At 49.9% G+C, this 13,916-nt stretch carries 11 protein-coding genes; 8 read left to right on the top strand and 3 right to left on the bottom strand.

From position 1 onward, the window contains the following. Window positions 1-88 precede the first annotated feature (88 nt). The 8 genes from proB (at window position 89) to EYB30_RS05540 (ending at window position 11,216) form a co-directional block, all read left to right on the top strand. The gene (proB, locus tag EYB30_RS05575; RefSeq protein WP_166837931.1) at window positions 89-1,210 is read left to right on the top strand and encodes a glutamate 5-kinase; all 1,122 of its coding nucleotides are present in this window, start codon (window positions 89-91) and stop codon (window positions 1,208-1,210) included. Then, window positions 1,207-2,460: a glutamate-5-semialdehyde dehydrogenase gene (locus EYB30_RS05570; protein WP_166837930.1), complete on the top strand. Its 1,254-nt coding sequence runs from the start codon at window positions 1,207-1,209 to the stop codon at window positions 2,458-2,460. Before proB ends, EYB30_RS05570 begins: the two co-directional genes overlap by 4 nt. Window positions 2,461-2,700: 240 nt before the next feature. Beyond that, window positions 2,701-4,011 carry a trigger factor gene (tig, locus tag EYB30_RS05565; protein WP_166837929.1) on the top strand — a complete coding sequence of 437 codons (1,311 nt, stop codon included), beginning with the start codon at window positions 2,701-2,703 and terminating at the stop codon, window positions 4,009-4,011. A gap of 123 nt (window positions 4,012-4,134) precedes the next feature. Continuing rightward, window positions 4,135-4,740 (top strand): ATP-dependent Clp endopeptidase proteolytic subunit ClpP, encoded by a 606-nt coding sequence (clpP, locus tag EYB30_RS05560; protein WP_166838079.1) that lies wholly within the window; start codon window positions 4,135-4,137, stop codon window positions 4,738-4,740. Window positions 4,741-4,794: 54 nt separating this feature from the next. Beyond that, window positions 4,795-6,075, top strand: a complete 1,281-nt coding sequence (gene clpX, locus EYB30_RS05555) for an ATP-dependent protease ATP-binding subunit ClpX (RefSeq protein ID WP_166837928.1) — start codon at window positions 4,795-4,797, stop codon at window positions 6,073-6,075. A 129-nt stretch (window positions 6,076-6,204) separates the two neighbouring features. Then, window positions 6,205-8,601: an endopeptidase La gene (gene lon, locus EYB30_RS05550; RefSeq protein WP_166837927.1), complete on the top strand. Its 2,397-nt coding sequence runs from the start codon at window positions 6,205-6,207 to the stop codon at window positions 8,599-8,601. 210 nt (window positions 8,602-8,811) lie between these two features. Further along, window positions 8,812-9,084, top strand: coding sequence for a nucleoid-associated protein HU-beta (gene hupB / locus EYB30_RS05545; protein ID WP_008220336.1), 273 nt, complete (start codon window positions 8,812-8,814; stop codon window positions 9,082-9,084). A gap of 221 nt (window positions 9,085-9,305) precedes the next feature. Continuing rightward, a complete protein-coding gene (locus EYB30_RS05540) occupies window positions 9,306-11,216 on the top strand; it encodes a SurA N-terminal domain-containing protein (protein WP_166837926.1) in 1,911 nt (636 codons plus the stop codon). A gap of 43 nt (window positions 11,217-11,259) precedes the next feature. Here EYB30_RS05540 and EYB30_RS05535 read toward each other — a convergent pair whose 3' ends face one another. From EYB30_RS05535 to EYB30_RS05525, 3 genes are read right to left on the bottom strand one after another with little or no spacing between them, the layout of a single operon-like run. Then, window positions 11,260-12,027 (bottom strand): ATP-binding cassette domain-containing protein, encoded by a 768-nt coding sequence (locus tag EYB30_RS05535; RefSeq protein WP_166837925.1) that lies wholly within the window; start codon window positions 12,025-12,027, stop codon window positions 11,260-11,262. Beyond that, the gene (locus EYB30_RS05530; protein WP_166837924.1) at window positions 12,024-13,019 is read right to left on the bottom strand and encodes a peptide ABC transporter ATP-binding protein; all 996 of its coding nucleotides are present in this window, start codon (window positions 13,017-13,019) and stop codon (window positions 12,024-12,026) included. Before EYB30_RS05530 ends, EYB30_RS05535 begins: the two co-directional genes overlap by 4 nt. Further along, window positions 13,019-13,915, bottom strand: coding sequence for an ABC transporter permease subunit (locus EYB30_RS05525; RefSeq protein ID WP_166837923.1), 897 nt, complete (start codon window positions 13,913-13,915; stop codon window positions 13,019-13,021). The genes EYB30_RS05530 and EYB30_RS05525 overlap by 1 nt, the downstream gene beginning before the upstream one ends. Window position 13,916: the final 1 nt, after the last annotated feature.

Here is a 13,916-nt window from a genome sequence, read left to right as displayed (position 1 = left end):
TAGCTGTACGCTGATAAAACTGTAACCCAAGTGGAACCGGGTTACAGTTTTTGCTACTATAGCCGCCGGAACAACCATTGGAGGAGTTATGATTAACCCATCCTGGCGTCGGGTCGTGCTTAAAGTCGGCAGTGCCCTGATCGCGCCAGAAAACCAGGGGTGTAGCGAGCAGTATTTGCGTCCCATCGCCGAATTTATCCGGCAGTGCCGACTGCAGGGTCTGGAAGTGATCCTGGTCTCATCAGGTAGTGTGGCCGCTGGCCGTCATCATTTTAATTTTCAACATCAACGGGTACCCATCGCATTAAAACGGGCGATGGCGGCAGTTGGCCAAAGCCAGCTAATGAACTTCTGGAGCCGCTGTTTTGACTTTCCCTGTGCTCAGGTATTACTGACACATGGCGATTTAAGCGACCGCGTGCGTCATGTCAATATTCAGAATACATTACGTAGGCTGTTAGACCATCAGGTGTTGCCTATTGTCAATGAAAACGACACTATCGCCACCGACGAGTTAAAAGTCGGTGATAACGATAATCTGGCTGCGATGGTGGCCACTGTTGCCAACGCTGATGCGTTGATTATTTGTTCTGATGTCGACGGGCTTTACACGGCCGATCCGAATAAGGATCCGTATGCCAGCCTGATACCTGAAGTGCGTAAAATTGATCAGCGTATTTATGCCCTGGCGGGCGGTGCGTCATCCAGTGTTGGTACCGGCGGCATGCGTACCAAAATTGAAGCTGCTGAAAAAGCCGCCGCTCAGGGTATCGACACCGTGATTATCGATGGCCATAAACCAGAAGGGTTTCAGTGTATTTTAGCGGGTAAAAACCCGGGCACCATTTTTTATGGTCAGGCTAAGCCCTTACCGGCTAAAAAACATTGGGTACGCCATACGTTACGCGCCAAAGGTGAAATTTGGGTTGATGATGGTTGTATTGAAGCCTTATGTCGACAAGGTGCATCCTTGTTATGCAGCGGTATCGTTAATATTCATGGTGAGTTTGATTCAGGTGATGCGGTACTGGTGCGTTGTGCCTCTGGTAAGCGTAAAATTGCCAAGGGTGTTAGTCGCTTCAGCGCCAGTGAGCTGTTTTCAATCAAGGGCCAGCAAAGCCGCGATATCGAATCCTGTCTGGGCTATTGCCCTGCCGGCAGTAATGCCGTTATTCATCGCAGTGAAATGATGTTATTGGAGAGAATATGAGTACCGATGTAGCGGCGACAATAGCCGCCAAAGCGTCAGTCGCGGCCAAAGCGGTCGCCAACCTGACCACTGAGCAAAAAAACCTGGTGTTGCAAAGTATGGCCAATCATATCCGTGCCGCCAGCACTGCAATCCTGGAGGCAAACAAAGACGAAGTGGCCACGGCCAATGCCAATGGCACCAGTGCCGCTATGCTCGATCGCCTCACGTTAAACAGCGATCGTATTGAGGCCATGGCGAAAGCTATCGAGCAGATCATCGCGCTGCCCGACCCGGTAGGCGCTACGAGGCAGATTGAACAACGCCCTAACGGTATTAATATTGAAAAACGCCGCATTGCGCTGGGCGTGATTTGCATGATTTATGAAGCCCGGCCAAATGTGACGGCCGATGCCGGTGCCTTATGTTTTAAATCTGGTAATGCCGTGATCCTGCGCTGTGGCCGCGAAGCGATTCAGACCAGTCTGGCGATTGCTGGTGCGATGCAACGGGCACTGCGTGAGCATAAATTACCGGATGAGGTCATCAGCATAGTGCCAGACCCTGACCGCGACCTGATGCTGGCGCTGTTAAAGCAGGATCAGTATATTGATTTAGTCATTCCGCGTGGTGGCGAGGGGCTCATTCGCTTTGTTACCGAGCACAGCCGTATTCCGGTTATTCAGCACTATAAAGGTGTGTGTCATTTATATGTAGACCAAAGCGCAGACTTAGCCATGGCCTTAGGGTTGTTGCTAAATGGCAAAGTGCAGCGTCCAGGCGTATGCAACGCGCTGGAAGGCTTGCTGGTAAACCGGCATATTGCCACGGACTTTTTACCTATGGTTGCTAATGCGTTGGCGCAGCATGATGTTATCGTACATGCCTGCCAGGCCAGTATTGGTTACTTTAATCAAGCACAGCCGATTGCAGATAACGAATTTGGCCAGGAGTATCTGGCACCTGAAATTGCCGTGCGTATTGTTGATGATGTCGATGCTGCTATGGCGCATATTGACCGCTTTGGCAGTCAGCATACTGAGGTTATTTGTACACAAGATCAGGCGATTGCCGAGCGCTTTATTCGCCAGGTAGACTCAGCTGTAGTGATGCACAACGCTTCGTCGCGTTTCTCGGATGGGGGCGAGTTGGGGTTAGGCGCTGAAATTGGTATCTCAACCAGTAAATTGCATGCCTACGGCCCGATGGGGCTCGAAGCGCTGACCACAGAGAAGTACGTGGTAACAGGTAACGGCCAAACCCGCAATTAACGGCAATAGCCGGCAATAAAGCACAACGCAGCATTAGTAATATCCTGACTATGCTGCGTTTTTTATTTGCCCTTCGCCGGTGCTGTCGTGTGCACTGCTAAGGGCTCGACGCCAGACATTTACCCCGCTATAATGCCGCGTCCTATTTTATAACAGGTCTGGTTCAGTGCTGCGTTTTGATACCAGATCACTCTAGTAAGGCGTTGATTAAACGCCTGTTTTTGAATTTGAGGTAACAAGATGCAAGTTTCTGTGGAAACCACTCAGGGTTTAGAGCGCCAGGTCACCATTACCGTACCGGCCGATAAAATTGATGCTGAAGTAAAAAGCCGTTTACGTGATCTGGCCAAACGTCAGCGTATCGACGGTTTCCGTCCGGGCAAGGCGCCGGTATCTCTGATCCAAAAGCGTTATGGCCTAGCGGTATTGCAGGAAGTGGCAGGCGAGCAAATGCAGCGTCATTTTTACGATGCGATCATTGCTAACAAACTGACACCTGCCGGCACACCTACTTTTGCTCCTGGCCAACTTGAGCAGGGGAAAGACTTAGAATTTAAAGCCACTTTCGAAGTGTATCCGGAAGTTGCAGTGAAGAATCTGGATAAAATTGAAGTCAACAAGCCGGTTGTTGAAATTGCCGATGCTGATTTAGACAAGATGCTTGAAACCCTGCGTAAACAACACGCGAAATGGGAAGAGAAAAAAGGCAAAGCCGCAACAGGCGATCGCGTAGTAATTGATTTTGTCGGTTCTATTGATGGTGAAGAATTTGAAGGCGGTAAAGCGACTAACTTCACATTAGAACTGGGCCAGGGCCGGATGATCCCAGGCTTTGAAGACGGTATCGTCGGTAAAAAAGCCGGTGAGCAGGTGACTGTTGAAGTGACGTTCCCAGAAGAATATCACGCTGAAAACTTAAAAGGTAAAGCTGCCAGCTTCGCCGTGACGGTAAATACGGTAGAGAAGCAGGTTCTGCCAGAGCTGAACGATGAATTCGCTGCGCTGTTTGGTTTAGAAACAGCCACTGTTGATGCGCTGAAAACTGAAGTGCGTAAAAACATGGAGCGAGAGCTGAACCAGAACATCAAAGCCAAGGTTAAAGACCAGGTGATCAAAGGTTTACTGGCAAATAATGACGTAGAAGTACCACAGGCGCTGATCAAAGGTGAAGTTGACGTATTGCGCAAACAAGCCCTGCAGCGTTTTGGCAACAACCTGGACCCGAAACAATTACCAGAGCTGCCAGCGTCACTGTTTGAAGAGCAGGCAAAAGATCGCGTTAAGGTAGGTTTACTGCTGGGTGAAGTGATCAAAAGCAACGAGCTGAAAGTTGATGACAGCAAGGTACAGGCGTTAATCGAAACTGTCGCCTCAGCTTACGAAGATCCACAAGAAGTGGTGCAGTACTACAACAGCAACAAAGAACTGCTGCAAAGCATGCGTAATGTTGCGTTAGAAGAGCAAGCCATTGAAGTGATCCTGGCCGGTGCTAAAGTCACTGAAGAAAAAGCCGCGTTTGACGAGATAATGAACCCGCAAACTGCCAACTAACGTTGACTTATTTTGGCGTGACGGCTTTAATGGCTCGGACAACAGTTCGGGCCATTTTATTTTCCGCAACAGTAAAATCCAGCCATTTAGAGGGAACCCTATAATATGTCTATGCCGCAACATCTGAACGACATAGTAAACGCTCTGGTACCAATCGTTATTGAGCAAACCGCCAAAGGCGAGCGCTCTTTTGATATTTACTCACGTTTACTGAAAGAGCGGGTCATTTTTTTAACCGGTCAGGTGGAAGACCACATGGCTAATCTGATTGTGGCGCAATTATTGTTCTTAGAATCAGAAAATCCGGAAAAAGACATCTATATTTATATCAACTCGCCAGGTGGTTCGGTTACCGCTGGTTTATCTATCTACGATACGATGCGTTATATCAAACCAGACATTGCCACTGTCTGTGTCGGGCAGGCTGCCAGCATGGGGGCTTTCCTGTTATCTGGTGGTACTAAAGGCAAGCGCTACTGTTTACCTAACGCCAGGGTGATGATCCACCAACCGTTAGGCGGCTTCCAGGGCCAGGCAACGGATTTTGAAATTCATGCCCGGGAAATTTTAAGCATAAAAGAAAAATTAAACCGCCTGATGGCTGAACACAGCGGTAAAAGTTATGAGCAGGTATGTAAGGATACTGAGCGCGATAACTTCTTAAGTGCGCAGCAAGCCTTGGAATATGGCCTGGTAGATGCCATATTAACGCAAAGAGAAACGAAGTAATTATAGGCGCGGCCCAACGCTTTAGGGCTGCACCGCAGTGAAAGAGGTAGATACATGTCCGATCACCGCACTGACGGCGATAAGAACGGTAAGTTGTTGTACTGTTCTTTTTGTGGCAAATCACAGCATGAAGTGCGTAAGTTGATTGCAGGCCCACAGGTTTATATTTGTGATGAATGCGTTGATTTATGCAATGACATCATCCGCGAGGAAATTAAAGATATTTCCCCGAAACGTGATGCCGATAAATTACCGGTACCGCGCGAAATTCGTGCCCATCTGGATGACTATGTTATTGGGCAGGAGCATGCAAAAAAAGTATTAGCCGTAGCGGTGTATAACCACTACAAGCGTTTACGCAGCGCGCAGCACAAACAAGATGTTGAGCTGGGTAAAAGTAACATCTTGCTGATAGGCCCAACCGGTAGCGGTAAAACCTTGCTGGCGGAAACCCTGGCGCGCCTGTTGGATGTCCCTTTTACCATGGCGGATGCGACGACATTAACCGAAGCCGGTTATGTTGGTGAAGATGTGGAAAACATTATTCAGAAGCTACTGCAAAAGTGCGACTACGATGTTGAAAAAGCCCAGCGCGGTATTGTCTATATTGATGAAATTGACAAAATTTCGCGTAAATCGGACAACCCGTCGATCACCCGCGATGTGTCCGGTGAAGGCGTGCAGCAGGCGCTGTTGAAGCTGATTGAAGGTACTATTGCCTCAGTGCCGCCGCAAGGTGGCCGCAAACACCCACAACAAGAGTTTTTACAGGTTGACACCTCAAAAATTCTGTTTATCTGTGGCGGGGCCTTTGCCGGTCTGGACAAGGTTATCGAGCAGCGCTGCGCCAAAGGTGCGGGTATTGGCTTTGGTGCCGAGGTACGCAGTAAAGAAAGTAGCCGCAGTGTCAGTGAGTCGTTCCGTGATGTTGAACCGGAAGATTTAGTAAAGTATGGCCTGATCCCGGAGTTTATTGGCCGACTGCCGGTAGTGGCAACCCTGACCGAGCTGGATTTAGATGCCTTAGTGCAAATTCTTAGTCAGCCGAAAAACGCTTTAGTGAAGCAATTTGCAGCCCTGTTTGCCATGGAAGATGTCGAGCTGGAATTCCGTGAAGATGCACTTAAAGCCATCGCGCAAAAAGCGATGGAGCGTAAAACCGGTGCCCGCGGTCTGCGTTCTATCGTCGAAGGCGTATTGCTGGATACCATGTACGAGCTGCCGTCGATGCAGGATGTAGCCAAAGTCGTGATTGACGAGACGGTTATCCGCGGTGAAACTGACCCTATTCTGATTTATCAGAGCAGCGAGCCGGTTGCAGCAGAATCACATTAAGCTGCGGCACAGAACAAAAAAAGGAGCTGAATCAGCTCCTTTTTCGTATATGTAATTGAAGTTTTTAAAATGAACCCCATATACTGAAACATATTCGCGCCTGCAGTAACTAATTTCGAGAGAGAATCAATGACATCAGAACACGCTGAACGTTTGCATATGCCGGTGCTGGCACTGCGAGACGTAGTGGTTTACCCGCATATGGTGATACCACTGTTTGTCGGACGGGCAAAATCGATTAAATGCCTTGATGCGGCGATGGAAAACGATAAGCAAATTTTCCTGGTGGCGCAAAAAGATGCCACCCTGGATGATCCTGCCGCTACCGATCTGTATCAGGTGGGTACCGTTGCCACTATTTTACAGCTGTTAAAGCTGCCTGACGGCACCGTAAAAGTGCTGGTTGAAGGCGGCCGCCGCGCCCGGCTGAGCGAGTTTACCGAAACGGATAAAGCCTTTGCTGCTTACGTTGATATTATTGAAACGGCCGAGGTAGACAGCCGTGAGCAGGAAGTGTTTTTACGCTCTGCGATTAATCAGTTTGAAGGCTACATCAAGCTGAACAAAAAAATCCCGCCGGAAGTGCTAACGGCATTAACCGGCATTGACGACCCGGCCCGGTTAGCGGATACCATGGCTGCGCATATGCCGCTTAAGGTCGAAGACAAGCAAAAAGTGCTTGAGATCTTTGATGTTACCGAACGGCTGGAATACCTGATGGCAATGATGGAGAGTGAAATCGACATTCTGCAGGTAGAGCGCCGCATTCGTAGCCGGGTAAAAAAGCAGATGGAGAAAAGCCAGCGCGAGTACTACCTGAACGAGCAAATGAAGGCCATTCAGCGTGAACTGGGTGAGCTGGAAGATGCGCCGGACGAGTTTGAAACCTTAAGCAAAAAAATTGAGCAAGCGCAGATGCCACAGGAAGTGGCTGATAAAGCCCGCAGCGAGCTGCAAAAGCTGAAGATGATGTCACCGATGTCGGCTGAAGCCACAGTGGTGCGCAGCTACATTGACTGGTTGGCCAATGTGCCGTGGAAAAAGCGCAGTAAAGTGAAAAAGAACCTGGCCGTAGCTGAGCAAATTCTTAATGCTGATCACTATGGTTTGGAGAAGGTTAAAGAGCGCATTGTTGAATATTTGGCAGTGCAGCAGCGGGTGAATAAGCTAAAAGGCCCTATTTTGTGCCTGGTTGGCCCGCCGGGTGTGGGTAAAACCTCGCTGGGGCAATCAGTCGCTAAAGCCACCGGGCGTAAATATGTACGCATGGCGCTTGGTGGGGTGCGGGATGAAGCCGAGATACGTGGCCACCGCCGCACTTATATTGGTTCTATGCCGGGTAAAATTATCCAGAAAATGGCCAAAGTAGGTGTGCGTAACCCGCTGTTTTTACTGGATGAAATTGACAAAATGGCATCAGACTTCCGCGGTGACCCGGCCGCAGCCTTGTTGGAAGTGTTAGATCCGGAGCAAAACACGGCCTTTAGTGATCATTACCTTGAAGTGGATTACGACTTATCCGATGTGATGTTTTTTGCCACCTCAAACAGCCTGAATATTCCGGCGGCCTTGCTTGATAGGATGGAGGTGATCCGCCTGGCCGGCTATACCGAAGATGAAAAACTGAATATTGCTAAACAGCATCTGATACCAAAACAGGTTGGTCGCAATGGTTTGAAAGCCAGCGAGATTGTGATTGAAGACAGTGCCATCATCGGCATTATCCGCTATTACACCCGCGAGGCCGGGGTGCGCAGTTTAGAGCGGGAAATCTCTAAGTTGTGTCGTAAAGCGGTAAAGCAAATACTGCTGAGCAAAGATTTAAAGCAGGTGGTGATAAATCAGCAAAACCTGGAAGATTTCTTAGGCGTGCAGCGTTATGACTACGGTAAAGCCGAAGACAGTAATCGTATTGGCCAGGTGACCGGCTTAGCCTGGACAGAAGTGGGCGGCGATTTACTGACAATTGAGGCGGCGTCGGTCGTGGGCAAGGGCAAGCTAACCTTTACCGGCTCACTGGGTGATGTGATGAAAGAGTCGATCCAGGCCGCGATGACAGTGGTGCGCAGCCGCGCAGCCGGGCTTAGGATTAATGAAGACTTTTACGAAAAACGCGATATTCATGTACATGTGCCAGAGGGTGCGACGCCAAAAGATGGCCCCAGTGCTGGTATTGGTATGGTGACCGCACTGGTGTCCAGCCTCACCGGTAACCCGGTGCGTGCTGATGTGGCAATGACCGGTGAAATCACCCTGCGTGGCGAAGTGTTGCCTATTGGTGGCTTAAAAGAGAAGCTGCTGGCAGCGCATCGTGGTGGTATTAAGCGGGTGCTTATTCCACATGACAACGTACGCGATTTAAAAGATATCCCGGAAAACGTCAAAGGTGACATTGAAATTTGCCCGGTTAAATGGATAGATGATGTGCTGGAACTGGCGCTACAAGAGCCTTTAGAGCGCGTTTCGGTGCCGGATACGGCAAAAAATTCAGCAAAAAGCAAAAAAACGGAAAAAAATCCTGCATAGGGGCTTTTCATTCCCGTTGGCTGTGCTAAGTTATGGACAGTTTCGACCAAGCCCTTGTTATACAAGGGCTGCAGTCAAAGCCATAATTATTAGTTTTGTCGCTTCTTTTGCTTGCAAGCTCAAAAAATGCTTGTTATAACGATGAGGCTCACTTACGGAACTAATAACGTGTAAGTGTTGAAAATAATAACAATTGAAGGGGATGATATTGTGAACAAGTCTCAACTTATCGACAAAATTGCTGCTGGTGCAGACATTTCTAAAGCGGCAGCAGGTCGTGCTTTAGATTCGTTCATCGACGCTGTTACCGAAGCTCTTAAGGAAGGCGACTCTGTAGCATTGGTTGGTTTTGGTACTTACAGCGTACGTGAGCGTGCAGCCCGTACTGGCCGTAACCCACAAACTGGTGCAACTATTCAAATCGCTTCTGCGAAAATTCCTTCTTTCAAGCCGGGTAAAGCGTTAAAAGACGCCTGTAACTAATCTGACGTTTTGCCGCACAGGCAAAGCTCAGTTTGGGAGTGCTGTTACCAACGCTGGTAAATGACAGTAAGGCAACAAGGTCGCTGAATACGGCAACCAACGTCTCCCAAGGCTTCTCTAAAAAAAGCGCATCTGTTAAGATGCGTTTTTTTTTACGGCAACACCAGACAGGTGTCGTTGCCCTCCGGCTGCTTAAAGTTGAATAAAGAGATCGCGCTAAGATGTTAGAAAAAATCAGAGAAGGCTCACAGGGAATTATTGCCAAGTCTATTTTAGGCCTGGTGATCCTGACATTTGCTTTGGCAGGTGTTGGTAGTTATTTAAGCACTCCAGCCGAGACCAATGTTGCTGAAGTGAACGGCGAAAAAATCAGCCGTGAAGATTTTGAACAGGCTTTTCAGAATGAACGTGCCCGTATGCAGCAACAATTTGGTGAAATGTATGCTGCGCTGGCGGCAGATACGGCCTATATGAGCAACTTCAGAAGCGAAGTGCTTGAACGCCTGATTGACGAAACACTGCAAAAACAGTTTGCCAATACACTGGGGCTGCGTGTTAGTGACGAGCAGGTGCGCGACGCTATTCGTGGTATGACAGAATTTCAGATCGACGGTCAGTTTAATAACGATCGTTATATCGCTTTACTGCGCCAGGCTGGCTATCAGCCAGAGCAGTTTCGCGAGCTGATCCGTGAGCAAATGTCACGCAATCAGTTAATGATGGGGTTAGTGGGCAGCGAGTTCGCGACAGCAAAAGAGATGCAGCTACTGCTGAGGTTACAGCAGCAGCAACGTGATATCAGCTTTGTGCGCTTTAACGCCGCAGACTTTGCGGCTCAGGTTACCCTGACAGAGCAGATGCTGCAGGATTATTACACCATGAACCTGGCGCAGTTTGAGACAGAGCAAAAGGTCGCAGTGGAGTATATTGAAATTTCTGCCGCGGCATTGGCGTCAGATGAGCAGGCTACGGCGGAAGAAATTGAGGCCTATTATCAGGCTAATAAGGCCCGTTACACCCGCGAAGAGCGACGTCAGGTGGCGCATATCATGTTGGAGTCAGAACAGGCCGACAGCACTGTTGCTGCAAAGGCTGAAGCCTTGTTGCAGCAACTGAATAACGGTGCAGACTTTGCCGAACTGGCCAAGGCGCATTCTGCTGATACCTTCTCTGCCGAAAACGGTGGCGTGCTGGATTGGTTGGCGCCGGGTGATATGGATGCCGATTTTGAAACGGCGGCTTTTGCATTGTCAGAACAGGGTGAGCTAAGTACGGTGGTAAAAAGTGCTTATGGTTACCACATTATTAAGCTGGTGGCGTTAGAGCCTGCTCAGGTGCAGCCTTTAGCTGAGGTGGCGGACGATATCGCGCAGGTGTTAAAACAAGACCGCGCTACCGCTGAGTATTATGAATTGCAACAGCGTCTGGCTGAAGTGAGCTTTGAAGTGCCTGACACGCTGGAAGATGCTGCTGCCGCCACAGGCCAGAAAGTACTTACCACACCCTTGTTCAGCCGCACCGAAGCGACAGCGCCATTATCTGAGCCATTGGTGATGAATAAATTGTTCGACGCTGAATTTATCGAACAACGCATGAACAGCGAAGTGATTGAGCTGGGCAAAGAGCGCGCCATCGTTGTACGGGTAACCGATTATCAACCGGCCCGCACGCAATCACTGGATGAGGTGAAAACCGAGGTTGAAGCTGGCGTTCGCGCCGAACAAAGCGCTTTACTGGCAAAACAGCAGGCAGAGGCCATGTTAGCTGCGATCGCCGATAGCAGCCTGACAGAGCAGGCCGCCGCCTTATCCATGACGGTAGAGCAAGCTGCGGATACGCCACGGTTTGGTGGCAGCCTGGACAGTGAAATCCGCGCTAAAGCCTTTGCTATGGCTCGCCCAGCAGACAAGCCGGAAGTGGCGTTGATCAGCTTAGCTAACGGTGATGCTGTGTTGGTCTCGGTGACGGCAGTGAAAGATGCTGATGTTACTGTAGTGCCCGAGGCTGCACAGTTGCAGCGGCTAGCCGATCAGCAAGCCGAGCAGGCTTATCGTGCGGTGATTGCGGCGTTAAAAGCCAAAGCAGACATCAGCCGCAATCTGCGTGCGACACAAAGCACAGAACAGCTTTAACCTGTAGTGCATTGAAAAAAAACCGTGGCTTGCCACGGTTTTTTTATGCGATGGCGCTGTTGATCAGCTTGCGGCTGTAATCGTGCTCTGCATGTTTGAAGACATGGGCAGTGTTACCGTAATCCAGCGCCTTGCCCTGATGTAGCACTAGCAGATCATCCGCTATATGCTTTACCAGTCGCAGGTGGTTGGTAATAAGCAGATAAGCCAGACCGGTTTTTTGTTGCAGCTCCAGCAGCAGGTTGACAATCTGCGCCCGCAATGAAGGGTCCAGCGCCGTTAACGCTTCATCCAGGATCAGCAGTTTCGGATCGAGAATGAGTGCCCGTGCCAGCGCCACCCGTTGTAACTGGCCGCCGGAAAACATGTGCGGATAGTAATCGCTGTGCTCATTCAATAAGCCAAGCTGCTTTAAGGTCTGATGAATTTTGTGCATCCGCTGCTGGCTATCCATACGAGTGTTAAACCGTAATACGTCATCCAACATCTGACCTATTTTCTGCTGGGGGTTTAGTGATTTAGACGCATCCTGGAAAATAAACCTGACCATATGGTTATACTGGCGATAATGGCGCAGCTGTACTTCGGTGCCGTCTAGCAGGATGTGGCCGTGATCGGGCTTTTCAATGCCCACCAGCAATTTCGCCAGGGTGCTTTTGCCTGAGCCGGTTTCACCGACAATCGCCAGCGTTTTGCCCTGCTGCAGGCTGAAACTAATATTATCCAGCGCATGCACATGGCGATAGCGAAACCAGCCCGCGGATTTACGGTAGCTTTTGCTCAGGTGGCGGACATCCAGCAACATACTCATGATTCTTTGGTTCCGGTTAGCGGAAAATGGCAGCTGTAAAAATGGTTCTGCAATCTTTCCAGAGTCGGTGTTTTTACGCATTCTTTACGGGCATTCGGGCAGCGTGGGCCCAGCCGGCAGCCAATCGGCAGGTGCTGTAATACCGGAATACTGCCAGGCAGGGCATACAGTGGTGTTTTCGGTTGCAGGTTTGGCTGAAACTCCGGCACGCTTTTAATCAGCGCATGGGTGTAAGGGTGAAAAGGCTGCTTGATAATAGCGGCGGTTTCACCGGCTTCAACCAGCTGACCACAATATAAAACGCTAAGGCTCTGGGTATAGCGGGCAATACTTTCCAGCTCGTGGCTGATAAGCAGCACCGACATGCCTTTAAGCTGATTAAAGCTGGCCAGCAAGCGAAACAACTGGGCCTGGGTGGTGCTTTCCAGTGCTGTGGTGGGCTCATCAGCGATCAGCAGCTTAGGATTCTTCGCTATGGCCATGGCAATCATTATTTTCTGGCATACGCCTTCAGACAATTGGTACGGATAGCTTTGTAGTACGCTTTGGTGATCGCGAATACCCACTTTATGCAGCAAGCCAATGGCTTTGCGCCGGCGCAGGTAACTGCGCTTCCACCAGGGACCTTCCAGCAAATGGTCGGGGATGGCTTCTTCTAATTGCTCTAATATAGCTGCAGTGGGGTCGAGACTGCGGCTTGGCTCTTGATAGATCATCGCGATGTCGCGGCCTATCACGCGCCGCTGCTGCTCGTAGGGCAGGGTCAGGATATCCTGGCCACGCCAGTTGAAACGGTCGGCACTGATTTGCCAGCGTTTATTCAGTACCCCTACTATGGCTTTAGCCACCAGACTTTTGCCTGAACCAGACTCGCCAACCAGGCCGCGGGTTTCACCTTCACGCAAACTGAGGTTCACCCTGTCGACGGCCCGGATCAAGCCATCAGGCGTATTGAGCTCTATTGTCAGGTTCTTGATATCTAATAACAGCATTAGTTTTCCCGCCGCTTTTTAGCCGCTGCACGTAAGCCATCACCAACCAGGTTAACCGACAACACGGCCAGAAAAATCAATAAGCCTGGTATAGCGACGCCCACAGGGGCAACATAAATCAGATCCAGTGAGTCGGCGATAATGGCCCCCCATTCGGCGGTGGGTGCCTGAGCCCCCAACCCCAAAAAGCCCAGTGCAGCGATATCCAGGATGGCGGTTGACAGTGCCATGGTGGCCATTAAGGTTAAACGCTCCCAGATATTCGGTAGCACTATACGGCTGAACACTTGCCAGTTATTGGCACCGTCTAGCCGGTAAGCAATCACATAATCCTGGTTTAGCTGCTCGGCGATCGCATTGCGAATGCCATGAACAAACTGTGGCAACAACGCCAGCATGATGGCCCAGGTCGTATTGAGCAAACCCGGGCCAAGGATCGCAACAATAATAATGGCTAACAGCAATGACGGGATGGTGAGGGCTAAATCCAGCACATGATTAAACACGCTGGATTTTACACCGCGGCTCATGCCAGCCAAGGTGCCCAACAGTAACCCCATTATTAAGGCACCCAATACGGTAATCATAGCGATACCAAAGGTGTAACGAGCGCCGACCAATAACCGCGAGAACATATCCCGGCCCAGATCATCGGTACCAAACGGATACTGCACCAGTCCTAGCTCTGACCAGGACGGCGGCAGTAGCAACAACGCATCATTTTGCAGATAAGGATCGTGTGGGGTGATTAACGGCGATAACAGCGCCAACAGGAAAAAACCACTAAACAGTATTAAGCCAGCAATGGCACTGTGTTGCCGCGAGAATTCACGCCATAGCTGGGTGAGCGGTGAACGGGCCAGATATTCATCAGGCAATAAGCGGAACTTCGCCATC

Origin of the sequence: Rheinheimera pleomorphica, assembly GCF_011634895.1 — a bacterium.
GTDB classification, from domain to species: Bacteria; Pseudomonadota; Gammaproteobacteria; order Enterobacterales; family Alteromonadaceae; genus Alishewanella; species Alishewanella pleomorphica.
This window is presented reverse-complemented; position numbering and strand designations above follow the sequence as displayed.